The sequence below is a fragment of the Lysinibacillus sp. FSL K6-1151 genome, assembly GCF_038630755.1.
In the GTDB taxonomy this organism is placed as follows: Bacteria; Bacillota; Bacilli; order Bacillales_A; family Planococcaceae; genus Lysinibacillus; species Lysinibacillus fusiformis_D.
This window is the reverse complement of sequence record NZ_CP152040.1, coordinates 2,895,824-2,920,807: the sequence shown is the minus strand read 5'-3', so window position 1 is coordinate 2,920,807 and position 24,984 is coordinate 2,895,824. Positions and strand designations below refer to the sequence as shown.

The window sequence follows — 24,984 nt, the reverse complement described above, 5'->3', positions numbered from 1 at the left end:
AGATGTATAAAATAGGTGTTGTTGGTCCCGTTAAATCCGTTGAAAGAATTATTGCATTAGCACGGGAAATTGAACAGGATATGGAATTTATTCCGTATGTTTATGAAGTAGCAACTGAAACAAAGCATCTAGTAGAGAAACATAATCAGGACGTGGATTTCTGGCTATTTTCTGGCTATATCCCTTATAAGCTTGCTCGTCAAACGAATGTTTCTCAGGAGAAATTGGCCCATATTATTTTTTCAGAGGCTGCCATTTATCGTGGATTTTTAGAGCAGTCCTATCAACAAAAAAAGTTTATTGAAAATGTTAGTATCGATATCATCCCATCCCCTTCTCAAATGGCGTCAGAGAGTCTCGCGGAGATTCAGCACAATGTAAATCACATGTATTTAAAGGAATTCGATGTGGCCATTGATCCGCAGGAGTTATTTGATTTCCACTATAGTCTCTGGCAGGAAGGAAAGATTGATTTTGCCATTACTTGCTATCCTTCTGTTGATGAAGAGCTGAGGAAACAGGGTGTTCCATCTTATTGGGTTTCACCGACGAAAACAGAAATTTACCATACCGTTCAGCTTTTTACTGAAAAAATCAAAACATCCTACTATAAAGAAACACAAATTGGTGCAGTTATGCTTGAAATAAAGGACTTCGATTCATTGAAAGAGCGCATGAAGCGAGGTTATCGCATTCAATATTTAGAATTGCGTACGAAGGAATATTTGCTCCAGCTTTGTGAACAGATAGATGGCTCTCTTATTGAAGAGGGAAATGGAAAGTATACTATTTTTAGTACAAGGGGAGCCATCGAAGGACAAATAACATTTTTACAAGAAAAAATGTACCAGCTGTCGATCGAAATGGAAGCAAAGGTGACAGCAGGCATTGGCTTTGCTCAAACGGTATTTAATGCCGAGTTACATGCACATCGAGGACTCAGACAGACAAAGGAAAATGAAGCCATTGATATTGTCATGATTCAGGATGATGGCACGATTATTGAATCGGTTGGGAATGTAGAAGAGCTTGCTTATTCCTATCGAGCAGAAGATCCTTATATTTTAGAAAAACTAAAAAAGGGTAATATTAGTATTAAAACGTATATGAAAATAAATGCACTCGTGCAGAAAATGCACTGGAAGCATTTCACAACAAAGGATTTAGCGACACAGCTTCAAATGAGCGAAAGAAATGCCCAACGGATCGTAGCTGATTTATGTAATGTAGATTTAGCGAGAATCTGTGGAGAAGAGTTACAGCATACACGTGGTAGACCAATAAAAATGTATCAGCTTGTTTAGAATCTTGCAAAAATGTCCCAAACCATTAAATGGTTTGGGGCATTTTTTTGCTATTTTTAGAATTAGGCATTTTTTGAGCAACCCAGCTACATCAACGAATTGTACACCTTTTTAGTAAATCAAAGACGATTATCTATTAGAAATTTTCAAAAAAATATTGTCATTTCATAGAACTTTGATTATTATACGAATATATAACGAAAATGTCGGTATATAAAAGGGGTGTTGATTTTACTAGTTATGGCAAGGGGGCAAAGATCATCAAGAACAATAAGAGCAATGAAGCAAACATTGCAATCAAGAAAATGTTTCTGATCAATGGGAGGGATATGAATGACAGCAAATGAAGTAACGAAAAAATCTAGAAATGTCATCCTTGCACTATTATTTTTAGGTTGGTCTTTAGGTAATTTAGATCGCTACATTATGAACTATGCAGTTGTATCGATTACGGGTGATTTGCAACTGGATGCATCTTCTACGGGTATCATTTTAAGCGCTTTCTTTTTAGGCTATGCCATTATGCAAATACCAGGTGGCTGGCTGGCAGATAAATTTGGCGCTAAAAGAATTTTATTGATGGCTGTTATTATGTGGTCTATTTTTACGGGTCTAACAGCGATTGCTTGGTCATTAACAGCGATGATTGTGATTCGATTTTTATTTGGGATTGGCGAGGGTGGATTTCAGCCAGCAAGCTCTAAAATTATTGCCACAATCTTCCCAAAAGAGGAAAGAGGCAGAGCGATGTCCATCATGCTTACTTCTGGTGGCATTGTTTCACTCATTGTGCCGCTGCTAGCAGCTTATTTATTAGGGACGATTGGCTGGCGCATGATGTTTATCATTATTGGAGCTATTGGCGCTATTATTGCCTTTTTATATTGGAAATATATTAAACTTCCACAAAACGAAGCAGAAGATGCTAGTACAGAAAATCCTGCACACAAAGTGAACTTTAAAGAACTATTGAAAACACCGTTGATGTGGAATTTAATTATTGCTTATTTCTGTATTTATGCCGTGAACTGGGGCTTGGTTTCCTGGATCCCGACTTATCTGCAAAAAAATCGCGGATTGGATCTAATGTCCATTGGCTGGGCACAAACAATTCCTGCCATTACAACGATTATTGGTGTGTATGGTAGTGGATATATCATTGATAAGCTACCAAAAGGAATGGAGAAAGTGTTAGGCTCCATCTCCTGTGCAGTTATTGGTCTTTTATTGTATTTAATGTTTACTGCAAAAACAGTGACGTTATTTATTGGTTATCAAACAGTTGTTTCTATCTTTATTGCGTTTGTCATTACATTACTACCTGTTATTGTACTGAAGAAATTACCCTCTTCTATTACAGGATCTGCAATGGGGATTGCGAATACAGGGGGGCAATTAGCGGGCTTTGTCACGCCAATGGCGATTGGATTTATGGTCGATGCCTTTAATGGCTCCTTTGATGCAGCCTTTTGGATGTTAATTGGCTTTGCGCTTATCTGTATTGTGTCGCTTGTCACCCTAAATGACCAAAAAGGAATATTGTTGAAAGCATAAAATTGGAGGGATAAAAATGAGTTTTCATGAAAAAATTTCTGCGTTAATTGAAGCAAAACAAGAGGCAAGTGTAGCATTAAGTGATGCTATTTGGGCTGTGCCTGAGCTTCATTTTCAAGAGAAAAAATCCATGCAATATATGAAAGAGGCGTTAGAGAAAGAGGGCTTTCAAACAGAGGTTGGCGTTGCTGGACTTGAAACGGCGCTTGTTGGAACTTTTGGTTGTGGAAAGCCTGTCATTGCCTTTTTAGGTGAATATGATGCACTTCCCGGTTTGAGTCAAAAAGGTGGGGCGACACAACATGAACCTCTTGAGAATGGTGGAAGCGGACATGGCTGTGGTCATAATTTATTAGGAACAGGTGCATTTGCAGCTGCTGTTGCAGTGAAGGATTACTTAGAGCAAAATCATCAATCAGCAACAATCCGTTTTTATGGCTGTCCTGCAGAGGAAAATGGATCTGGTAAAGCTTATATGGCGAAAGCTGGTCTTTTTGACGATGTGGATATTGCAATCTCTTGGCATCCAGGTACATTTTCAACGGTTATGACTTGTAGCTCTCTAGCAAACTATGCCGCAACTTTTAAGTTTACAGGCAAAAGTGCACATGCCGCAGCCGCACCGCACCTTGGAAGAAGCGCTTTAGATGCTGTTGAGCTTATGAATGTTGGGGTAAATTATTTACGAGAGCATATCATTCCAGAAGCTCGTGTCCATTATGCTATTACGAATTCAGGTGGAACTTCACCGAATGTAGTCCAACCATATGCAGAGGTAACGTACCTGATTAGAGCACCTAAAAAGCAGCAAGTGCAGGAAATTTATCAGCGCGTTGAAAATATTGCTAAGGGTGCCACACTGATGACAGGCACATCAGTGGAAGTTGATTTTGAAGGTGCTGCTTCAAATCTGATTACTAATAAAACGCTTTATGATGTGATGTATCAACAAATACTTGAAATTGGCATGCCACACTATACAATAGAGGATGAGCAGTATGCGCAGGCTATTTTCAATACGTTTACTCCTGAAGTACAAGCCGCCTCATTAATAGGCTTGCGTAAAGAAGATGTCAAGCAATTACAGGGAAAAGTGATTGCTGATCACGTTCCAGGCATGCTACCCGAATTTATTATGGGTGGCTCAACAGATGTAGGAGATGTCAGTTGGAATGTACCAACTGTACAATGTACAACGGTATGTATGGCATTAGGAACACCACTACATACATGGCAGGTTGTTTCTCAAGGAGTTATGCCAATCGCGCATAAAGGGATGCTACAGGCGGCTAAAATCATGGCTTGTACGGCTATTGCGGTGCTTAATAATCCAGCCTATATCGAGGAAGCGAAAAAGGAATGGCAGGAACGTCTTGATGGAGAAACATATGTATCATTAATTCCAGAGGGAACACAGCCTCCTAAGCTATAAAAGGCTAGCGACATTGGATGGAGTCTTCATAGGAGAACTATGAAGGCTCTGTTTTTGCCTCATTTTTGAAAGGAGAACACAAATATGTCAATACAACCACATCAGCAGGATCACCTTATGACGCAATGGGTATCTCAGTTTCGCACTGCCGCCAAAGAAGGTCAATGTGCTAGCTATATCCCTGCTTTAGCCAAAAAAGATCCGAACCAATTAGCGATTGCGATAATCGGTTCAAATGGCAGCGAAATCAAAGCAGGAGATACTACAGAACTATTTACACTTCAAAGTGTTTCTAAAGTGATCACATTTATATTAGCCTGTATGGATCGAGGTTTACCTTATGTACTAGAAAGAGTAGATGTGGAACCAACAGGGGATACGTTCAACTCTATTATTCGCTTAGAAAGCCATCAACCAGGGAAACCGTTTAATCCAATGATAAACGCTGGGGCCATTACGGTGTCCTCGATGCTGGCTGGTCATTCACCGCAAGAGAAGGTCATAAAAATTCTACAATTTTTAGAACAAATCATTGGCAAGCAATTAAGTATTAATGAAGAGGTATTTCAATCAGAATGGCAAACCGCCAATCGTAATCGAGCATTGGCCTACTATTTAATGGATTCAGGCTTCCTAGATTGTCCAGTAGAGGCGGCACTTGAGGTTTATTTGAAGCAATGTGCAATTGAAGTCAATGTATCGGATTTAGCTATGATTGGTTTAGTTATTGCCAATGATGGCTATCACCCATTGTTAAAGAAACAGCTATTTCCTAAACAAGTGGCGAAATTAGCGAAGGCCTTGATGGTGACATGCGGTATGTACAATGCTTCAGGGAAGTTTGCAGCCTTTATTGGCCTGCCTGCTAAAAGTGGTGTTTCCGGTGCGATTCTTACAGCTGTTCCAGGTCATGCAGGCTTGAATTCCCCATTTCCTACTGGCTGTGGTATCGGTATTTATGGTCCAGCAATCGATCCAATAGGAAACAGTGTGGCTGGTGTGCAGTTACTAAAGCATTTAGCGACAGAATGGGATATGACTATTTTTTAATGCGTGAAGATGACTTCAGCACTTAGGCTGAGGTCATCTTTTTTTCATATTATAAAGAATGAATAAGGCGATAAACCAAATTGGTGTTAATAGTAGAGCTGTACGTGTAGCCTCAGAAATAAACATTATAAGTAAGAGAAAGGCAAAGAATGCTAGAATTACATAGTTGATAAAAGGTGTCAGTGGTGCTTTAAATTTCGATGCTTCATGTAAGGCACGGTTTTTTCGTTGATAAATAATGTGAGAAATAACGATAATGCTCCACACCCAAATAAAACAAATCGCACTAATCGTCGTCACAATACTAAAGGCATTTTCTGGCATCAGCTTACTTAGCAATGCACCTACTGATACAACAATAGCAGAAATAACGAGTGCATTACTTGGCACGCTGTTTTTGTTGAGCTTGGCAAATGTAGGTGATGCTTGTTTATTTTTTCCAAGATTAAAGAGCATCCGACTTGTTGAAAATAAACCACTGTTACCTGCTGAAGCGGCTGAAGTGAGTACAACAAAGTTTATAATACCCGCAGCAATCGGAATACCAGCCAGTGTAAATACTTGTACAAAAGGACTGCTTGAGGCAGACATTTCATACCATGGATTGATGCATAAAATCACAAACAATGCACCTACATAAAAGAGTAAAATACGAAATGGAATTTTATTAATGGCAGAGGGAATATTTTTTTGAGGATCTGCTGTCTCAGCTGCTGAAACCCCCACTAATTCCACGCCAACAAAAGCAAACACAACCATTTGGAAAGCCATTAAAAAGCCGTACATTCCATTTGGAAATAGACCACCGTGTGCCCAAAGATTTTCCACTGCTACCGTTCCTGAGCTAGTTTGAAAGCCTGTTACAATCATAATCAGTCCGATGATGATAAGAACCACAATCGTAATCACTTTAATGATGGCAAACCAAAATTCCAATTCACCAAAAAGTTTAACGGTTAATAAATTGAGTAGTAATAACAAGATTAAGCAACCAATGGCTGGCATCCATTGGGGGATATCAAACCAATATTGTGTATAAACCCCCACCGCGATAATGTCCGCCATAGCTGTCATAATCCAACAGAACCAATATGTCCAACCTGTTACATAACCTGCCCAAGGACCTATGTATTCGGATGCAAAATCCGTAAATGATGTATAGCCTGCATTGGATAATAGCAGCTCACCTAATGCACGCATCACAAAAAATAAGGCGGTACCGACAATTAAGTAGGCAAGGATGATAGAAGGGCCTGCAAGGGCAATGGCTTTGCCAGAGCCTAAAAATAAACCCGTCCCAATTGTTCCACCAATGGCAATAAGCTGCACATGGCGATTTTTTAAATCTCGTTTTAATTGTTGCTGTTCCACGTTAATCCCCCTCAAAGATACATAAAAAACTATGACTGGAAAAACAAAAAGAGACTAGTTGTGACACTAGTCTCGGAAAAACGTCAGAATAACAAATACCATTTAGTCACGAATGTTACACGAAATAGATGTACTATTCGTGTGACATCGCTAATAAAAGCTGATATTATTCCTCTGTCCTTTTGCCTGAGATAGTGAACCCTTCGGCGACGCACATGGCGCTCTCTCCAGAACTGCTCCTGCTATAGTTTAATCCATAGCATTCATAGCTTATTAACTTCATAATCAATTATTATTGTAAGATATTATACATCCTATCAGTGCTCGTCCCATTATTCAATAATAAATTCTGACTATTTTCAGAAAAATAGCAGAATAGGACGCAATATGCTAAATCTCTAACGAAAAATAGTATTTTTGAACATACAAAATATTTGATGGGATGCCATTTAAAATGAGGTGAAAATGAATCAGTGTCGTGGAAGATTTGCATAAAGATAGTGTTGGCGTGGTTGATTTTGTAGGGAGCTCACTCCTAACGTGTAGAAGGGGGGCTATGGGGGGACCGATTCCTAAGTGACATTAATTCGCTCAAAGAACGGATCATTTACAGTCAGGAATTGTTAGTAAGAATGAGCTATATATTTTGTCTCTCATCGCTATCCTTTTTTTCTGTCCAATGCATGATTAGAGACTTGGTGAACAAAAAGCTAGTACTTAATCATTTGCAATAGATATAATATAGTAGAAACTCTGAATTTTTTAAAAAAGAAGCCGTCTCATAGTTCTTTGAGACGGCTTTTGTCATGTAGACATTAATATTTTTTTGCTTTTATTTTACCTGTCCAAGTTTTGAATCCACCTTGAAGTTGGTAAATTTGGTTGTACCCACGTTTTTTAAGAAATAGTGCAGCACGTGAGCTACGGCCTGTATTTTGACAGTATAGATATACTGGTAAATCTGGGCGGATTTCTTTATAACGTTGACGTAGTGTTGTGGAAGGAACATTTCGTGCACCAAGAATATGACCAGCATCAAATTCTTTTTGTTCACGTACATCGATTAGCTGGGCTTTACGATAGCCTTCTATGAATTGCTCTTGTGTTAAGTTGGTTACGGCTTTTTTGAGTCGTAGTGCATTAATACCGATATATGCAATTATGACTACTAAAACGACACCGATTGTGATAAGTATGTCCAAGATTTTCTTACCCCTTTCTATCTTCTCTATTATTATAAAAGATGCGCTAGCGATAGTCCAATGAGTTTGATAAAATTAACTAGGTTGTGGCGAATTCGGCTATATCATTACGAAAGTACATCGTTAGCAACTTACACTGTAGCTAATTTTTGAGAGGTTTGAACCACAGGTGGGGCCTGAGGGATCATTTTATATTTGTAGGAGATGAACATATGACAACTTGGTATTTTCTAAATTCAGGGAAATGTAGTCCTTCTTTTAATATGGCACTAGATGAAGCATTACTTGACTGGCATAGTGAGGGGTTAATTCCACCAGTGATTCGTTTTTACGAGTGGGAGCCTGCGACACTATCGATTGGTTATTTTCAACAGGCTAAAAGAGATATTAATTTAGATGCTGTACGTGAGCAAGGCTTAGGCTTTGTGCGTCGTCCAACGGGTGGACGAGCTGTCTTGCATGAGCATGAACTCACATATAGTGTCATCGTTACGGAAAGCTATCCGGATATGCCAGAGTCTGTGACAGAGGCATACCGTGTATTAAGTGAGGGAATCTTGCAAGGTTTCCATAATCTTGGGATGGATGCTTATTTTAGTGTACCTGATACAGAGGAGAAAAGAGCTGACCTCAAGAGTCCGAAAAGTGCTGTTTGCTTTGATGCGCCAAGTTGGTATGAGCTGGTCGTTGAAGGAAAAAAAATAGCGGGAAGTGCCCAAACACGTCAAAAGGGTGTTATTTTACAGCACGGCGCCATTTTATTAGATTTAGACCAGGAGAAACTATTATCCGTATTTAATTTCTCAAGCGAAGAAGCGAAGAATCGTATGCGCAGAAAGTTACCGGAAAAGGCGGTTGCCATCAACAGTCTTGTTAAAGAACCAGTAACAGTTGAACAATGTGTAACAGCTTTTCGTGATGGGTTTGCAAAATCGTTGCAAATTGAATTAAAACCATTTACACTTTCTGAGGAGCAGTTAGAATATGTTCGTGCATTAGAAGAAAAAAAATATGCAAATGATGAATGGAACTTTAAAAAGTAAAAAATGGTATGAAAAAAATTTTTTAACGTTCGACCCTAGTAATAACAAGTAGTTCGGATTCTATTTAAAAAAGCAAGAGTTGAATTAAAAAACTATATATAGTATCTTTTTAAAGACATGTACACAATATGTAGTGTTTAACGGCACATGATATTGTGTATTTATTTTGTAATGAAGATAACAAGGGAGGCAAAACGATGGTAATCACAAATCATCAACCCGAAGTAAACAATCAATTTGAACAGTTAAACAAAGATATCGAACAATTCCCACAAGTACACCCAGTAACGCCTGATATGCATATTACGCATAAAGGCGTATCTAGACTTGTTATGATCGATCGCTACTCGTTTAAAGACACAGAAAAGAAAACACTGAAAGCCGGTGACTTTGTTGTTTTAACAGTAAAAGCTGATCCAAAATTCCCTGCACGTGGTTTAGGGACAATTCAAAAGCTGGACATGTCTACAAAAACAGCAGATATTCTGATTGAGGAAGATTACCGCAGTGCATTAGACGATCCGCAAGAGCAAGAAACGGGTGTAATTACGCGTTCAATTGACGTGCTAGAAAAGCCTCTTGAAATTTTTTATGAACAAATCGCAAAACGAAATGCAACAGGCCTTGCCGCTGTTGAAAAAACTCCAGAGAAACGCCAAGAGTGGTTTGAGAAGTTTTATAAGCAATTAGTTTCATTGAAATTTATTCCAGCAGGACGTGTCATTTATGGAGCTGGATCTGAAACAGATGTAACCTTCTTTAACTGTTACGTAATGCCGTTTGTCGCAGATTCACGTGAAGGCATCAGTGATCACCGTAAGCAAGTAATGGAAATTATGAGTCGTGGTGGTGGTGTAGGAACAAATGGTTCAACATTACGTCCACGCAACACGTTAGCACGTGGTGTAAATGGTAAATCATCTGGTTCTGTCTCATGGTTAGATGATATTGCGAAGCTGACTCATCTTGTCGAACAAGGTGGTAGCCGCAGAGGTAAGCATAATCTAGGTGCTTCTGCGTAAACAAACCTCGTGAATTGCTGGGAACTCTTTAACGGAAATATTGTCACTTTAATCGAGGTGGGAAATATGGATGTTTATGATGCGATACAACCACAAACTTGTTTAATATGTGGCTTTACAATAAATCATAATAAACAAGGATGGTTTACGTCTCATTTGAAAAATGAGCATAACTTAACATTAGATAATTATTTAATATCTTATTTTTATCCAATAGAAATGGTGATCTGCCAATATATTTTATGTAATAAAAAGGTTAAACTGAGGCGAGGTATTCCAAATCAATTTTGTAGTAGAAGCTGTCGAGGAAAAGGTGGGCCTTTAACTTGTGTAATTTGTGGAAAACTATTCGATGAAAAACATCGGCAGACTAAAACTTGTAGTAAAGAGTATGCGAGTAGACTTCGATCACAAAATACAGGTAAGTGGCATAATGACATGCCAAATGAACAAAAAAAGTTTCATTTTAAAAATATCATTTCAAAAACAGCTGAAACTAGAAAAATAAATGGAACGCCTTCATGGAATAGCGGTAAGACAGGGGTTTATAGTAAAGAAACCATTGAAAAGATTCGACAAGCTGCATTAAAGCAAATAGAGAGGGAAACGTTTAGAAAAACTAGTATTGAAACAGCTTTAGAGAATTTCTTAGTTGAACAATCAATCACCTACAAATATTCCTTTATATTTGAAGGTGCACAATTTGATTTCTTACTAGTTGGGACAAATATTCTAATTGAATGTGATGGTGATTTTTGGCATGGGAATCCAAAATTTTATTCCTCTTTTTATGAGGTACAAAAGAGAATAAAAGCTAGGGATATCGAAAAAAATCAAATTGCAGCAGCTAATGGATACACTTTACCCCGTTTTTGGGAAGATGAGATAAAAAATGATTTTGAAAATGTTAAAAAACGCATTATAAATGCACTGCTAGCTACAACGTAATCGGAAACGGTAAACGTGAATGCTTGAAAATAGCAGTGGGATAAAGACAATCAGCAGCCAAGCTCCTTTTAAAGGGGAAGGTTCAACGACCATCGAAAGCACGCTAAGTTAGCGGAAGTGAGTAGAGTAGGAGTGAAGCCACTCCGAAGTGCGAGGGCATCTAATTGGATGTAAGATATGGTCTCAACTTCTATGGTGACATAGAGAGTGGGTGTAGCGAGCCCGCGTAAGAAATCGGCACAAATGATTATGCTAGCAGATTGGCATCCAGATATTGTGGAATTTATTATTTCTAAAATGCAAAATCCACGTATTCTGCGTTACCTGATCGAAAATACAACGGATGAAACAATCATTCGTCTAGCAAAAGAAAAATTAAACTTCAAGCCACTTTCTATGCAAGAAGAAGCGATGTATCAAGGCATCGTGAACTACAAAAACATTGAAGGCTTAGGTGGATTCGATACAGCGATCATTCGTGAGGCTGAAAATAAATTACGTGATGGTGGCACATACACAGTTCATAACCCAGAGTTTTTAACAGGTGCCAACATTTCCGTGACATTAACGAAGGAATTTATGGAAGCAGTAGAAAAGGACGCTGACTTTGAGCTTCGTTTCCCAGCTGTGGAAGAATATACAAAAGAAGAAATGAACGTGTACAATACGAAATGGCATGAAGTGGGCGATGTTCGCGAATGGGAAAAAATGGGCTATAAAGTCCGCACATACCGTACAATGAAAGCAAAAGAATTATGGAATTTAATAAACGTATGTGCAACATACTCAGCAGAGCCAGGTATTTTCTTCATCGACAACGCGAATGATATGACAAATGCAAAGGCATATGGTCAAAGTGTTGTAGCGACAAATCCGTGTGGTGGACTTCGCCTCACGTTAAAAATTGCGGGATAAAGCGGGAAGGCTGAGATGCTAATCCGAACCGAAGGCTAATGGTAAAGCTTTAGTCAGGGGCAACGCATACCCGGTGATCCTACTTAGTAGACTATAACCCGGGCACGAGACCGCAACATTACACATTCATAAAAATTCAAAATTGCCTAATGTAAGAAAGGCTGTGATAGAAATGAATAGAGGTTATGCAGGCTTTTATAAATTACATTATTTAAGAAGCTCTTATGAGTATGCATACGCCATGTGTAATGAAAATGTATGCTGAACTTGCAGGAATTGAACTGTAAGAACTAAAGGATAAAAAGCCTTTAGGATAACAATTATTGGAACAACCACTTGCACCATACTCTGTGTGTAACTTAGCAGCTGTGAACCTTGCACAGTTTGCGAATAAAGAAAATCAATCAGTTGATTACGAAGCACTACGTGAAACAGTTCGTGTGGGTGTTCGCATGCAGGATAACGTTATTGATGCGACTCCTTACTTCCTAGAAGAGAACCGTGTACAAGCCCTTGGTGAGCGTCGTGTTGGTTTAGGGGTTATGGGCTTAGCAGACTTACTTATTTACTGTGAAAAGGAATACGGTTCAGAAGCAGGTAATGCTTTAGTCGATGAAATCTTTAAAACAATTGCGGAAACAGCCTATGAGGCTTCTACAGAGCTTGCAAAGGAACGTGGTAGCTTCCCATTCTTAGTAGGTGCTACTGACGAAGAAACAGCTCGTTTACGTAAAGCCTTTACAGAGACAGGCTTTATGCAAAAAATGCCTGCTCACATCAAAGAACAAATTCTAGCGACTGGTATTCGTAACTCGCATTTACTAACTGTTGCGCCAACGGGTTCGACAGGAACGATGGTAGGCGTAGCGACAGGTCTTGAACCATACTTCTCCTTCACGTACTACCGTTCTGGTCGTTTAGGTAAATTTATTGAGGTCAAGGCTGAAATTGTAAAAGAGTATTTAGATCGTCATCCTGAAGTAAATGAGCAAGAGCTTCCTGAATGGTTTGTCACAGCAATGGAGCTAAAACCAGAAGCACATGCCGATGTTCAATGTATTATTCAAAAATGGATTGATTCATCCATTTCTAAAACAGTGAATGCACCAAAAGGCTATACAGTACAGCAAGTAGAAAAAGTATACGAGCGACTATATAAAGGTGGCGCTAAAGGTGGTACGGTCTATGTGGATGGTAGCCGTGATTCACAAGTTCTTACACTAAAAGCGGAAGAAAATGATATGGATCAATTATCATTTGAAGAAGAATTAGTAGAAGAGCATACAAAACGTCCAGTCGTATTAGTAGATACAATTCAAGCATTAGAGTCTACAACGGTTATCGGCTCAGATGTAGGGAATACATGCCCTGTTTGTCGTAAAGGAACAGTCGAAGAAATGGGTGGCTGTAATACATGTACAAACTGTGGTGCACAGTTAAAATGTGGTCTGTAAATTTGAATTAAAGTCACGATGTTTATCAAACAGATACAAAGTTTAAAATAAAGTCACGACATTTATAAAAATGTTACGAAGCTACGCCCCTTTGGATATTCATATATCTAAAGGGGTGTTTTCATCGTGAAAAGGTTCTTCCGTTAAAGGACCTTTCATTAGTATCAAGAAATGCTTGTGCATATTTTCTCTTTAGCATTTTCATCCCCAAAATTGAAAAGTAATTATCAAATTATAGCTGCCGAATTTTAATTGCTATAGAAAGAGTGGTTTAGTTTAAGTAGAAAAAGGCTCTACTACATTGCTTGAAGCAAAGCATCTAGATTCTGAAGGGGCAATTAAAAAATTCCTATAAGAAAGGACAAACTTTGATGAAAAAATATTTAAAAGGCTATACTTTAGGGGCTTTATTAGGTTTATTATTCTTTTTGCCTGTATTTAACCCTGCGTTAAGAGTTAATTTTCAGCAACATTGGGTGGCAATAGTCATCTTTACACCAGCCATTATCTATATGATATTAAGCTATGCCGAATACAGTGAAATTTCCTTCAAAAAGGAAAATATCATAAAATCGGGATTCTTTTTGCTTGGTATATTTTTGAGTATATACGCGATGTATTCTATTTGGGGATTCCCTGAATAAAAGCACGCATTACTCAATTTCTCAGTTTACTTAGTACTGAAGTTGGCTAACAATCCTCCGTTAACAGGTGCATTTCTTTCATAAGGAGTGTGTCTTTTTCCATTTAAGGACCAGATTGTGGAATAACACTTTTTTATAAAAAAAAGTCCACTGACCAATTCACAAATTCTTTAAAAATAATATTTATGCCCATTTCAGTCTAATTACCGATAGCATATTCAATGATTATCCTTTATGGTTAATAGGTCGTAAAAGACACTATCAGGAATATCCTGCAAATATTTAAATGATAGGTGGAAAACAATGAATTATCAAGTTTTATTATATTACCATTACACGAAGATTGAAGATCCAGCTGCGTTTTCAGCAACGCACTTAGCCATGTGTAAAGAAATCGGTTTAAAAGGTCGTATTTTAGTAGCCAACGAGGGCATTAACGGTACTGTTTCAGGTACGATTGAGCAGACAGAGCAATACATGGCAAACATGCAAGCTGACTCATTATTTGAAGGTATAGTCTTCAAAATTGATGCAGTAGAAGAGCATGCATTCAAAAAAATGCACGTACGCCCACGACCTGAGTTAGTAAACTTAGGCTTAGAAGAAGACGTGAACCCACATGAATTAACAGGTCGCTACCTGTCACCAGAACAATTTCTTGCTGAAATGCAAGATGACAATACAGTAGTATTAGATGTGCGTAACAAGTATGAGTACGATGTCGGCCATTTTCGTGGCGCGATTCGACCAGATGTACAAAACTTCCGTGATACACCGGAATGGGTACGTGCAAACCGCGAGCTGTTCGAAGGGAAAAATGTTTTAACCTATTGTACGGGCGGGATTCGCTGTGAGAAGTTTTCGGGCTGGATGAAACGTGAAGGCTTTGGCGATGTTGGTCAATTACATGGCGGTGTTGCAACATACGGAAAAGACCCTGTTGCGAAAGGCCAATTATGGGACGGTCAAATGTACGTATTTGATGAGCGTTTAACGGTGCCAATCAATCAAGTAGAGCATGTGATTATCGGTCGTGATCACTATGACGGTGAACCTTGTGAACGTTACATTAACTGTGCAAACCCTGAATGTAACAAACAAATCATTGCATCTGAAGAAAATGAAGCAAAGCATTTAGGTGGCTGTACAATCGAATGTACAAAGCATGCGCGCAACCGCTACATCGTGCGTCACAATTTAACAGAAGAGCAAGTAGCTCAAGCAATTGAGGCGTTACAAGAATTAGCATGAAAAACTCTCTAAATTAAATAGCTTCCATAACCTCAACCAACTATTTAGAGGGACCTAAAGCACTCTATGTAAGTGTTCAAACTAGCCATTTCAAAATTGGACTAGTTTGCTTGCTTACATAGGGTGTTTATTCTTTGATGGAGGTTTATTATTAACTGGTACATATATGTTGAAATAATACAATCTAGTACCTTCTGACCCGTAAAAGCTAGACACAAAATCTAGCTTTTACGGGGTGTTTTGATGATCAATAAGAAAATAAAAACCGTACTACGTTATATAAATGGACAAGAAAGCATCCATCATATTGCGCGAGAAGAGGGTGTTCATAAATGAGAATTAAGGACTTAGGTTTGTTTATATGAACATATGGTGTTGAATATTGGCCATTTCGCTCTATGCTATTTTATTTGCTAACACAATCTATCTCGCTGCTTCTCTAAGTGAGGCTTAACCGAAGTAAGATAATGATATTTTTTTGTCTAAATTAGAAGGAAGTCTTTTCCTTTTTATAGAATATTAGTATAAAGGGAAGGTGGGGTTAGTTGGTTGCCGCTTGAAAATTAGCATTAATAGCTGTTATTCAACACCAGTTTTTTACAATTATAAATTGCTTTTCTACAGCTTTACGCACTTGATCTATAATGATTAGGAGGAAAACAATTTGAAAAAAATACTTTCTTTATTAGTAATGGTTACAATTATGCTTTTTTCTACTCCAGATGTTTTTGCCTCAAACACGATTGAACCTTATGGATTGAAGCCACCAGGTGAAAGCTTTACACCTGGAGAGTGGTTTCTAGGAAATACTCCACCTAATGTTGATTTGAATAAGCCACCTCTTGTTTTCGTTCAAGGGAAAAACGGTAACTCTACAAGTTGGTATGGCAATACAGAATATCACGGTCTTAATGATATGTATACAAAAGCTTATGAAGCAGGATATCAAACGGTATTTGTTCAATTATACGATTCGGCAGGTAAAGGTTCTTATAGTCAATACGATAATGGAAAATTATTAGCCTCTATGTTAAAAGAAATCAGTCAACATTTTCACGGAAAAAAATTAAATATAATTGCCCATAGCAAGGGTGGGCCTGATACCCAAGCAGCATTAGTTCTTCATAATGCTCATCCGTACGTTGGGAGGGTGTTTACTTTAGGATCCCCTCATTATGGATCAGAGTTAGCTGATCTTGCATATAGCTGGTGGGCAGGTTGGCTAGCTACATTACTCGGTGAAAAAGATGATGGAACTTATTCACTTCAAGTTGGGGAAATGGAATATTTTCGCTCACTAATAGACAATCATCCCAATGTTAGCAAGAACAACTATTATACAATGGCTGGTACTAATACAGGACCATTTCTATCTGCACTCTGGATGGGAGGTCTATATCTTTCCGATCCAAATGATGGATTAGTCAAAGAGGCAAGCACTAAATTATCTTACGGAACACATTTATTTACCGATCCCTCACTTGATCATGACAATATTCGAATGGGATCTGCGGTATTTTCAAGATTGGAACAGTATCTACAGTCTGCTTCTACAGATCGTATCATGATGAACAAAGAATACCTTTCTCAATCTGATATGTTTCAAGAGTTGGATGTTTCTCATTATTTTTACGGAGGGAAGTTACAGTCGTCAAATGATGTGACACATTCTTTTTATGTGGATACTGCGCTCGATAATGTGAAATTATGGACAGGGTTAACTAGTGATAAGATAGAGTTAGTATCTCCTTCAGAAAAAAAATATACCAACCAAACAATCCAATCATTGGATGAAGCCTCCTTCTTTAATGGCGTAGTACCTCATACATTTACTGGGGTTATTTCTGAGATTGGGGAATGGAAGATAAATATAAGCACGCAGGCAGAAGATAATGCGTTTTTACTGGCAGTTCAACATGGGGGCCCATCTTTGATTAAGGTAAGTATTCCAACAGTATCATTAGAAACGAATAATATCGTGACAATGCAAGCTAATGACCAATTACAAAAACTTACCTTCGATGTACGAGTACTGGATCCAACAGGGAAAGATATTGCTTCTTCTCTACAGACGCAAAAGGTTAATCAGCAAAACTTTATGGTGAATTTTCCAGAAAATAAAAAGTCGGGTGTATATAATATAACTTTAAATATTTCAGGTGAAACGTTACAAGGTGAGCCATACAAAAGGACCGTTGTTCGTTCTAAGTATATAAAATAAAAAACTTGAAAACATATCTTTAGCAACGGCTGGATGCCAAATTGATAATCAGACAGTTAAAAAGTTATTAATGAGTTACTTGTTTAAATAAAGATGAAAATACCATGTTGGCAATCAGCATGGTATTTTTTATTTTCATTTAAATACGATGGATGTTGAAGGAGTATACGACATACTGTGGAATTAACATAGAGTACGAAAAAAATATTTTATTTAACGGATGCAGGTTTGTCTCTATGATACGGTATAGATTATAGTACGTGTGAAAGCTTCTGATACATGGCTCTTATCAATCTATGTGCGTGATGAAACTTAAAGGGGAGAAAAAAATGACTGTAGAAATTTTTAGCGGAGATCGTTCTGAAGAAAGTGTTCAATTTGAAAAATGGCTATTTGCGCAAAGTAATAAAAAGAGTTTTTCTAGTATTGAAAATGCTAAACAGTTTATTGAGCAGAGGGGAACTGAAAATAGTCAGCTTTATGTTATAGGGGAAGATGTTCAATTTATAAGTGATATGGAGGAGCAAACCTTTGAGGCTATGCAGGTCTTCACTTTAAATGACCAAAAGTCCTTGAAGCAAAAAGTTATTCTCTATATACATGGTGGTGCTTGGACGAATCAGCCTTTAAGTTTACATTGGTTATTCATGGATAAGATGGCACAATCGTTAAATGCAAAAGTTATTGCGCCCATTTATCCGAAAGTACCTCATTTTAACCATCATGACACCTTCCAAAAAATGCTCAATTTCTATAAAGAAATTTTAAAAACGGTTGAAAGTTCTAATCAATTGACCATTATCGGAGATTCGGCAGGTGGAAATATAGCACTTGGTCTGGTCCAACTTTTGAAGCAGAACCATCTACCTCAACCCCAAGATATTATTTTACTATCAGCATGTGTTGATATGAGTTTAGAAAATCCTCAGATACTTGAATATGAAGAAAAGGACCCAATGTTAGCTAGTGAAGGAATGGAAGTCATTACAAAGATATGGGCTGCTGATAAAGATCTAAAGGACCCATTGATTAGTCCTATTTACGGTGATTTTCAAGGACTTGGGAAGATTACTCATTTTATTGGAACACATGAAAGTTTATATCCAGATGCCATAAAATTTGATGAACAACTAACCGAACAAGGCATTGACATCACTACCTTTGTTTATCCTCAAATGAATCATGTGTTTGCTGTGATGCCTATCCCTGAAGCTCTAGATGCTCAACAGAAAATTATGAATATAATTCATAGTAGAGTGTTGAAATAGGCGGGTTAACGCTAAAGGAAAAGGTGCGGAAAAATCCTATAAAAAAGCGTGTTTTGATTATCATTCAAAACACGCTTTTTATATTCCTTATTTTGGAATTTAACTTTATTTTACAGTGTAGATAGGTACGATGGAGGTGGATGCTTTTCTTCACAAACTGACTACATTTTTCAAAATTAGCATGTGGTGTCTTTTCTAATTATAGCCCTCACTATGTCTCCTGATCGTTCTTCATAAGAATTCTTGTATTGTTTAAACGAAAACTAAATTGTAAAGTCAACTTGACATATGAAATGGTGTAAAGTAAACTTTACTTATCAAAAAAATGTACAGTTTACTTTACATTTAACGAGGAGGCTTTATGAAAAATAGAATTCGTGAATTGCGGAAATCGAAAAAGATTACGCAGGAGGAGTTGTCTAAAGTAGTTGGCGTCTCGCGACAATCAATCATTGCAATTGAATCGGAGAAATTCAATCCATCTTTAGAACTCGCCTACAATATTTCAAAAGCTTTCAATTGCACAATTGAAGAAGTGTTTATATTCGAAGAGGAGGGGACGGAGTGATGGAGATTTCTATCGGGGGAATTATCGGATTGTATGGGGGAATGACTTGTGGAATTTTAGGCTGGTGGTTAGGACGGAGTAAGGCGAAGAAAAATAGAGGTTTAGATGAGCTACACGACTATATTTGGCAAAAAGCGAAATCCTATTCGTGGTATGTGACATTAGCGGCGATTTATATTTTCTTTACACTCATTGTATTTGGCATTGAATTGAATGCAGCAATGGTTTTAGGTAGTATTCTTTTAGTGCACTTAGGGAGTTGGGGGATAATTGGGGGAGTTTTGACCATCAACATGTTTAGTCCCATCCCGTTCCAGCTTTCTCGAGTGAAGCTGGGCATAGGTATTATTGCTGCGTCCATTCTTATTTTTACAAGCATCTCCATCATGACGAATAATTGGCTGTTTTTAGTTTTCAGTATCTTACCAAATTTAATAGGGCTGTTTACTGCACTTATTTATACTAAATAGAGCAATAATATAAAACAGGCAGCCTCAACACTTGTTGGGACTGCCTGTTCTATTATTCATGGTTCAATGTTGCAGCAATTTCAGGTTGCTGCTCTACTTGACGTAGCATATTAAAGGAAGCAATTGCTACTTCTACTTGATCGTCCTTTGGTTCACGAGTTGTCAGTAATTGAAGCCATAAGCCAGGGTAGCCAAGGAAACGCAACACTGGGATATTGCGGCAAGCATTTGTCGCTTGTAATACTTCAAATGAAATACCGAGTACAACAGGAATTAATAGAATCCGATCTAAAATACGAAGCCACAGTGGGTCAGTTGGTACAAAGAAATATAAAAACATGCCGACAAACACTGTGAACAGAATGAAGCTACTGCCACAACGATAGTGCAGACGTGATTGAGCTTGAACGTTTTTTACTGTGATGTCTAAGCCAGCCTCATAACAGTTAATGACTTTATGCTCGGCACCATGATACTGAAATACTCGCTTAATCAGAGGGGTTAATGAGATAAAGTATAAGTAGGCTAGCAGTAAAAGGAGTTTAATACCACTCTCTAGTAGAATTTGTCCCGTTTTCCCTTCAATCCATTTTGAGAAAAAATCTGCTATAAAAACAGGAATTAATGTAAAGGCAAATTTTCCGAATAAAAAGGAAAGAATACCTACTACAGCAACTCCAAGTATCATCTGAAGTTTAGAACCTTCTTCTTTATGATCTTCTTCTTCGCCAGGTGTCACATCATAACGATCCCCTGCAAATTGCATGTGACGAGAGCCTAAGCCAGCCGACTCAATGAGCGCTACAACGCCTCGTACAAATGGAATTTTTTTGAGCTTTTGTAAAATAGGCTTTTGAACTTTTTTAAAATGATAATAATCAATGGAATCATCGTTACGACGAATGGCTGTAACAGTATGTTCCTTTCCTCCGAACATCACACCTTCTAATTGTGCTTGTCCCCCGTATACAGGTGAATTGCTCAAGGCTAACACCACTCTCTTTATATATTTCAACTGTACCATTGTACTAAATTTAGTGAAAAACCTCTACAGTTACGCATAGTAAATTTTCTATATGGCTACACTAATCGTACATTTCAGGAAAACATTAGTGTGCAAAAGGGAGGTTAGATGATGAAAGTAGCGACGATTACCGCACTTGTAAATGCGCTTGTTTTAGCGCTGTGCTTAAAGGGTTTACATTATTTCCATCTTATTAAATGGCATCCGATTGGGTTTTATAAAAAGTGGAATTGGTTTGAAGATAGCTCTAAATTATTTCAATGGACCTTCTTTATCTTTCTGCTGTTTATCATCGGCTTATTTTTATATATGACCATGCGCTATGTCTATATCATTCCAGCTTTCTTTTCGTCACTGCTGCTAGGTCTTCTTGTGACTATTACATTGGAGTGGATTGCTTTAGATCTACCATTACAACTGACGTCCTTTAAAAAACTGTCCATTCCATTTATAGTGATTGTTGTCTGTCTATTACGTTTCTTGTTGGAAACGGCCAATTTTCATCAGAAGGAGCATACAGCACAAAAAGGCAGTTAATGGTACAAAATATCCCCTTTGTTTGAGGGGATATTTATGAAACCATCAATTGAAATTAGTTGCTGAATGCACGGTGTATGATAAAATAAATGGCAAGTACATAGAAAGAGGCGAATAGAAGCGTGAAGTTATTATGTTTGAATGGACCGAACTTAAATCGACTTGGCAAACGAGAGCCACATATTTATGGATATGAAACATTGGATGATGTTAGAGAAAATGTTCGAAATCTTGCGGCTTCTTTAGGTGCTACGGTTGAATTTCGTCAATCCAATCACGAAGGGGTACTAGTAGATTGGGTGCATGAAGCAGAGGACGAAAAATATGATGGTATTATCTTTAATCCCGGTGCGTATACCCATACGAGCATCGCGTTACATGATGCGATTGCAGGAATTTCTGTGCCGGTTATCGAAGTACATATTTCCAATATCCACAAACGTGAGGCTTTCCGTCATCATTCTTATCTTGCTCCGGCCTGCCTTGGTCAAATTTGTGGACTAGGTACGAAAGGCTATGAACTGGCACTACGTACATTTATCGAGAGGGAGAATTGATTATGTTGAAATTACAAAAGCTACGTAAAGCACTTCAAGAACAAAGCATCGATGGCATTTTAATCACAAATGGGTATAACCGACGTTATATGACTGGTTTTACAGGGACAGCAGGCGTAGCAATTGTGTCTCAAAATGATGCTGTGTTTATTACAGATTTCCGTTATACAGAGCAGGCTGCTGCACAAATTCAGGACTTCCGCATTGTCAAACATGAAGCAACAATCATTGAAGAAATTGCTACACAAGTAAGCAATATGGGCATCAAATTATTGGGCTTTGAGAAAGATACTGTAAGTTATGGCACATATGAACTGTATAAATCAAACATTCAAGCAGATTTAGTGCCGATTTCTGGGCTAATTGAAAAAATTCGCTTGATTAAGACGGAACAAGAGATTAATATTATTAAGGCTGCGTGTGAAATTGCAGATCACGCATTTACACATATTTTAGGCTTCATCAAGCCTGGTAAAACAGAGCTTGAGGTTTCGAATGAATTAGAATTTTTCATGCGTAAACAAGGAGCAACTCAGTCTTCATTTGACATAATTGTTGCGTCTGGTCTTCGTTCAGCATTACCACATGGCGTTGCAACGAATAAAGTGATTGAAAAAGGCGACTTTGTTACTTTAGACTTTGGTGCGCTATATAATGGCTATATTTCGGATATCACACGTACTGTGGCTGTTGGAGAACCATCTGAAAAATTAGTAGATATGTACAATGCAGTCCTTGCTTCTCAACTGTTAGCACTTGAAAAAGTGGGTCCTGGATTAACAGGTATTCAAGCGGATGCGATTGCACGTGACTACTTAAAAGAAAAAGGATATGGCGACGCATTTGGTCATTCTTTAGGACATGGTATTGGTCTTGAAGTACATGAAGGCCCTGGCTTATCGATGCGTTCAGAGACAGTGCTAGAGCCAGGTATGGCCGTGACGATTGAACCTGGTGTTTACTTACCAGGAATCGGTGGTGTCCGTATCGAGGATGATATTTTAATCACTGAAACGGGTAATGAACTACTAACACATTCGTCAAAAGAACTCATTATTTTATAAACTTTGGAGGAACACAAATGATTTCAGTAAACGATTTCCGTACAGGTCTAACAATTATTGTTGATGGCCAATTATACCGCGTGTTAGATTTCCAACACGTTAAACCAGGTAAAGGTGCTGCGTTCGTGCGTTCTAAATTACGTAACCTACGTAACGGCTCAGTGAATGAAAAAACATTCCGTGCTGGTGAAAAAGTAGAGAAAGCACAAATTGATAACCGTAAAATGCAATACCTATATGCACAAGGCGACGAGCATGTATTCATGGACTTAGAATCTTACGAGCAAACTGAACTTGCTTCAGCTGCTATTGAATATGAATTAAAATTCCTAAAAGAAAATATGGAAGTGCATATTCAATCTTACCAAGGTGAAATGTTAGGTATTGAATTACCAAATACTGTTCAATTAGAAGTTACAGAAACAGAACCAGGGATCAAAGGAGATACAGCTTCAGGCGGTACAAAACCTGCTACACTTGAAACAGGTCTAATCGTACAAGTACCTTTCTTCGTTAACCAAGGTGATGTTTTAATCGTTAACACAGAAGAAGGCTCTTACGTTTCTCGTGCTTAATAATTAATAATAGCCAACCTACTCTTTAAAAAAAGGGTAGGTTTTTATTTTTTTCTTATACATATCCTGCCAAACATTTCATTTAATGTGATAATAGATAGAAGCACGTACTCTTTTTTACTAAGAGTCCATCAAGATTCTATCATCAGATAGATGGTCATTGCTGGGAGAATTGTTTACAATAATCGTAAGGAGTGAAAGGTATGCTACAAACATTTGATATGACATATCCCATTATTCAAGCACCAATGGCAGGCGTGACATCCCCAAAATTTGTGGCGGCTTGCGCTGAGGCTGGGCTATTAGGCTCAATAGGAGCGGGCTACTTAGATGGTGCACAAACAAAGCAATTTATTCAGGAAGTAAAGAAGTTAACAGCAAAGCCCTTTGCGGTCAATCTGTTTGTTCAAGAAGAACCAAAAATTGATATCGAGGTTTTACAACAAGCCCGTATGGCACTACAACCTTTTTACGATGAACTAGGATTATCACCTGTACAAAGTGTTGTTTCGAAGGAAGTGTTTGCAGGTCAAATTCAGGCGGTGATCGAGGAACAGGTAGCAATTTGTTCATTTACATTTGGGTTGCCCTCTCCAGAGGTTCTGCAGCAATTAAAAGACAATGGTATTTATACGGTTGGTACCGCTACGACAGTAGAGGAAGCTATACTAGTAGAACAAGCAGGAATGGATGCAGTTGTACTACAAGGAGGAGAGGCTGGCGGTCATCGAGGCTCCTTTTCGGCCCCACTGCAATTAATACCGTTATATGATTTACTACAACAAGTAGCTGGACAAATTGCGATTCCTATTATCGCAGCAGGTGGACTTGTGACGAAAGAGGATATTCAAAGGGCGTTAAAGGGCGGGGCACAGGCTGTTCAAATTGGTACAGCGTTACTAGTGGCAGATGAATGCGAAATTTCGCCACTTTATAAAAATGCTGTGTTAGCTTCGAAAGAACAGCAAACAACGATTACGCTCGCCTTTACGGGTAAACCAGCAAGAGGCTTAATGAATGATTTTACAAAACGTATGAAAGATGCGATAGTAGCTCCTTATCCATTACAAAACTATTTAACGACTACCATTCGTAAAGAAAGTGCCGAGCAAGGTAATGCGGAATATTTATCGATGTGGATGGGCGAAAAGAGTTATCTCGTACAGCAAACTGGCACTGTCAGAAGCATTGTAGAAAAGCTTCTATAAATTTTATCAATAAAGATCTCTATACATATGTATAGAGGTCTTTTTTTTGGTAGAGCGACATATATTGCTGTACACGAGGGGGCGTAGGAATGGAATTACAAGACGTATTAAGAGTTGCTGGAGTGGGACTAGTCGTTGCGCTTCTTCATGTTTTCTTTGATCAAACAGGGAAGAAGGAGTTTTCATTTTTCCTCTTTTTCATTGCCTACTTATATATGACAGCAGAATTACTTCGATTTTTACGTCTATTTTTTAATGAGATTTTAACATTCTTCCAATGGCTTACATCTTCCGGGTAATGT

The 24,984-nt window shown here is 38.1% G+C and carries 21 protein-coding genes, 3 pseudogenes and 1 riboswitch; of the genes and pseudogenes, 21 read left to right on the top strand and 3 right to left on the bottom strand.

What is annotated here, in order from left to right:
* Positions 1-2 precede the first annotated feature (2 nt).
* The 4 genes from MHI04_RS14055 to MHI04_RS14040 all read left to right on the top strand — a co-directional run bounded on the left by MHI04_RS14055 (position 3) and on the right by MHI04_RS14040 (position 5,340).
* Positions 3-1,304 carry a hypothetical protein gene (locus MHI04_RS14055; RefSeq protein ID WP_340809212.1) on the top strand — a complete coding sequence of 434 codons (1,302 nt, stop codon included), beginning with the start codon at positions 3-5 and terminating at the stop codon, positions 1,302-1,304.
* A gap of 333 nt (positions 1,305-1,637) precedes the next feature.
* On the top strand, positions 1,638-2,858 hold the full coding sequence (locus MHI04_RS14050) for an MFS transporter (RefSeq protein WP_249646103.1): 1,221 nt from the start codon (positions 1,638-1,640) through the stop codon (positions 2,856-2,858).
* Between the two features lie 16 nt (positions 2,859-2,874).
* Positions 2,875-4,290, top strand: coding sequence for a M20 family metallopeptidase (locus tag MHI04_RS14045; RefSeq protein WP_089934562.1), 1,416 nt, complete (start codon positions 2,875-2,877; stop codon positions 4,288-4,290).
* 84 nt (positions 4,291-4,374) lie between these two features.
* Positions 4,375-5,340 carry a glutaminase gene (locus MHI04_RS14040; RefSeq protein ID WP_058844017.1) on the top strand — a complete coding sequence of 322 codons (966 nt, stop codon included), beginning with the start codon at positions 4,375-4,377 and terminating at the stop codon, positions 5,338-5,340.
* 33 nt (positions 5,341-5,373) lie between these two features.
* Here MHI04_RS14040 and MHI04_RS14035 read toward each other — a convergent pair whose 3' ends face one another.
* Together MHI04_RS14035 and MHI04_RS14030 are read right to left on the bottom strand one after the other, a co-directional pair.
* Positions 5,374-6,711: an amino acid permease gene (locus tag MHI04_RS14035; RefSeq protein WP_101967014.1), complete on the bottom strand. Its 1,338-nt coding sequence runs from the start codon at positions 6,709-6,711 to the stop codon at positions 5,374-5,376.
* A gap of 164 nt (positions 6,712-6,875) precedes the next feature.
* A riboswitch (glycine riboswitch) is annotated at positions 6,876-6,952 on the bottom strand.
* 574 nt (positions 6,953-7,526) lie between these two features.
* Positions 7,527-7,913, bottom strand: a complete 387-nt coding sequence (locus tag MHI04_RS14030; protein ID WP_036122960.1) for a rhodanese-like domain-containing protein — start codon at positions 7,911-7,913, stop codon at positions 7,527-7,529.
* Positions 7,914-8,125: 212 nt separating this feature from the next.
* On the opposite strand from MHI04_RS14030, the gene MHI04_RS14025 reads away from it, so the two are divergent.
* From MHI04_RS14025 to MHI04_RS13975, 11 genes and pseudogenes are all read left to right on the top strand, one after another.
* On the top strand, positions 8,126-8,956 hold the full coding sequence (locus MHI04_RS14025; protein ID WP_036122964.1) for a biotin/lipoate A/B protein ligase family protein: 831 nt from the start codon (positions 8,126-8,128) through the stop codon (positions 8,954-8,956).
* Positions 8,957-9,153: 197 nt separating this feature from the next.
* Positions 9,154-9,951: pseudogene (locus MHI04_RS14020) on the top strand (ribonucleotide reductase N-terminal alpha domain-containing protein); the annotation flags it as partial.
* Between the two features lie 93 nt (positions 9,952-10,044).
* The gene (locus MHI04_RS14015; RefSeq protein WP_340809211.1) at positions 10,045-10,926 is read left to right on the top strand and encodes a DUF559 domain-containing protein; all 882 of its coding nucleotides are present in this window, start codon (positions 10,045-10,047) and stop codon (positions 10,924-10,926) included.
* 228 nt (positions 10,927-11,154) lie between these two features.
* Positions 11,155-11,808, top strand: a pseudogene (locus MHI04_RS14010) (ribonucleoside-diphosphate reductase); the annotation flags it as partial.
* A 359-nt stretch (positions 11,809-12,167) separates the two neighbouring features.
* Positions 12,168-13,295: pseudogene (locus tag MHI04_RS14005) on the top strand (ribonucleotide-diphosphate reductase subunit alpha); the annotation flags it as partial.
* A gap of 371 nt (positions 13,296-13,666) precedes the next feature.
* Entirely contained in the window at positions 13,667-13,939 is a 273-nt protein-coding gene (locus MHI04_RS14000) for a hypothetical protein (protein WP_089934549.1), read from the top strand.
* 303 nt (positions 13,940-14,242) lie between these two features.
* Entirely contained in the window at positions 14,243-15,190 is a 948-nt protein-coding gene (locus MHI04_RS13995) for a rhodanese-related sulfurtransferase (RefSeq protein ID WP_342534949.1), read from the top strand.
* 664 nt (positions 15,191-15,854) lie between these two features.
* Positions 15,855-17,411, top strand: coding sequence for a hypothetical protein (locus MHI04_RS13990; protein ID WP_330493202.1), 1,557 nt, complete (start codon positions 15,855-15,857; stop codon positions 17,409-17,411).
* Between the two features lie 329 nt (positions 17,412-17,740).
* Positions 17,741-18,679: an alpha/beta hydrolase gene (locus MHI04_RS13985; protein WP_058844022.1), complete on the top strand. Its 939-nt coding sequence runs from the start codon at positions 17,741-17,743 to the stop codon at positions 18,677-18,679.
* Between the two features lie 361 nt (positions 18,680-19,040).
* Complete coding sequence (locus MHI04_RS13980) at positions 19,041-19,247, top strand: helix-turn-helix transcriptional regulator (protein ID WP_036116800.1); 207 nt, start codon at positions 19,041-19,043, stop codon at positions 19,245-19,247.
* Complete coding sequence (locus MHI04_RS13975; protein ID WP_036116802.1) at positions 19,247-19,717, top strand: hypothetical protein; 471 nt, start codon at positions 19,247-19,249, stop codon at positions 19,715-19,717. The genes MHI04_RS13980 and MHI04_RS13975 overlap by 1 nt, the downstream gene beginning before the upstream one ends.
* A gap of 52 nt (positions 19,718-19,769) precedes the next feature.
* Here the strand turns inward: MHI04_RS13975 and MHI04_RS13970 are convergent, their stop codons facing one another.
* Positions 19,770-20,702 (bottom strand): DUF1385 domain-containing protein, encoded by a 933-nt coding sequence (locus tag MHI04_RS13970; protein ID WP_036116804.1) that lies wholly within the window; start codon positions 20,700-20,702, stop codon positions 19,770-19,772.
* A gap of 147 nt (positions 20,703-20,849) precedes the next feature.
* Between MHI04_RS13970 and MHI04_RS13965 the strand changes: the two genes are divergently transcribed.
* The 6 genes from MHI04_RS13965 to MHI04_RS13940 all read left to right on the top strand — a co-directional run bounded on the left by MHI04_RS13965 (position 20,850) and on the right by MHI04_RS13940 (position 24,981).
* Complete coding sequence (locus tag MHI04_RS13965) at positions 20,850-21,278, top strand: hypothetical protein (protein ID WP_230593729.1); 429 nt, start codon at positions 20,850-20,852, stop codon at positions 21,276-21,278.
* A 122-nt stretch (positions 21,279-21,400) separates the two neighbouring features.
* Positions 21,401-21,835: a type II 3-dehydroquinate dehydratase gene (gene aroQ, locus MHI04_RS13960; protein WP_036116808.1), complete on the top strand. Its 435-nt coding sequence runs from the start codon at positions 21,401-21,403 to the stop codon at positions 21,833-21,835.
* Between the two features lie 2 nt (positions 21,836-21,837).
* Positions 21,838-22,899, top strand: coding sequence for a Xaa-Pro peptidase family protein (locus MHI04_RS13955; RefSeq protein ID WP_036116810.1), 1,062 nt, complete (start codon positions 21,838-21,840; stop codon positions 22,897-22,899).
* Between the two features lie 17 nt (positions 22,900-22,916).
* On the top strand, positions 22,917-23,474 hold the full coding sequence (gene efp, locus MHI04_RS13950; protein ID WP_036116812.1) for an elongation factor P: 558 nt from the start codon (positions 22,917-22,919) through the stop codon (positions 23,472-23,474).
* Between the two features lie 203 nt (positions 23,475-23,677).
* On the top strand, positions 23,678-24,682 hold the full coding sequence (locus MHI04_RS13945; protein ID WP_036116814.1) for a nitronate monooxygenase: 1,005 nt from the start codon (positions 23,678-23,680) through the stop codon (positions 24,680-24,682).
* 89 nt (positions 24,683-24,771) lie between these two features.
* A complete protein-coding gene (locus tag MHI04_RS13940; protein WP_012295089.1) occupies positions 24,772-24,981 on the top strand; it encodes a hypothetical protein in 210 nt (69 codons plus the stop codon).
* Positions 24,982-24,984 lie beyond the last annotated feature (3 nt).

Bases quoted from the DNA above. Each gene is read 5' to 3' on its own strand.
- MHI04_RS14055 (WP_340809212.1), top strand. From the start codon at position 3: ATGTATAAAATAGGTGTTGTTGGTCCCGTTAAATCCGTTGAAAGAATT.
- MHI04_RS14050 (WP_249646103.1), top strand. From the start codon at position 1,638: ATGACAGCAAATGAAGTAACGAAAAAATCTAGAAATGTCATCCTTGCA.
- MHI04_RS14045 (WP_089934562.1), top strand. From the start codon at position 2,875: ATGAGTTTTCATGAAAAAATTTCTGCGTTAATTGAAGCAAAACAAGAG.
- MHI04_RS14040 (WP_058844017.1), top strand. From the start codon at position 4,375: ATGTCAATACAACCACATCAGCAGGATCACCTTATGACGCAATGGGTA.
- MHI04_RS14025 (WP_036122964.1), top strand. From the start codon at position 8,126: ATGACAACTTGGTATTTTCTAAATTCAGGGAAATGTAGTCCTTCTTTT.
- MHI04_RS14015 (WP_340809211.1), top strand. From the start codon at position 10,045: ATGGATGTTTATGATGCGATACAACCACAAACTTGTTTAATATGTGGC.
- MHI04_RS14000 (WP_089934549.1), top strand. From the start codon at position 13,667: ATGAAAAAATATTTAAAAGGCTATACTTTAGGGGCTTTATTAGGTTTA.
- MHI04_RS13995 (WP_342534949.1), top strand. From the start codon at position 14,243: ATGAATTATCAAGTTTTATTATATTACCATTACACGAAGATTGAAGAT.
- MHI04_RS13985 (WP_058844022.1), top strand. From the start codon at position 17,741: ATGACTGTAGAAATTTTTAGCGGAGATCGTTCTGAAGAAAGTGTTCAA.
- MHI04_RS13980 (WP_036116800.1), top strand. From the start codon at position 19,041: ATGAAAAATAGAATTCGTGAATTGCGGAAATCGAAAAAGATTACGCAG.
- MHI04_RS13975 (WP_036116802.1), top strand. From the start codon at position 19,247: ATGGAGATTTCTATCGGGGGAATTATCGGATTGTATGGGGGAATGACT.
- MHI04_RS13965 (WP_230593729.1), top strand. From the start codon at position 20,850: ATGATGAAAGTAGCGACGATTACCGCACTTGTAAATGCGCTTGTTTTA.
- MHI04_RS13955 (WP_036116810.1), top strand. From the start codon at position 21,838: ATGTTGAAATTACAAAAGCTACGTAAAGCACTTCAAGAACAAAGCATC.
- efp (WP_036116812.1), top strand. From the start codon at position 22,917: ATGATTTCAGTAAACGATTTCCGTACAGGTCTAACAATTATTGTTGAT.
- MHI04_RS13945 (WP_036116814.1), top strand. From the start codon at position 23,678: ATGCTACAAACATTTGATATGACATATCCCATTATTCAAGCACCAATG.
- MHI04_RS13940 (WP_012295089.1), top strand. From the start codon at position 24,772: ATGGAATTACAAGACGTATTAAGAGTTGCTGGAGTGGGACTAGTCGTT.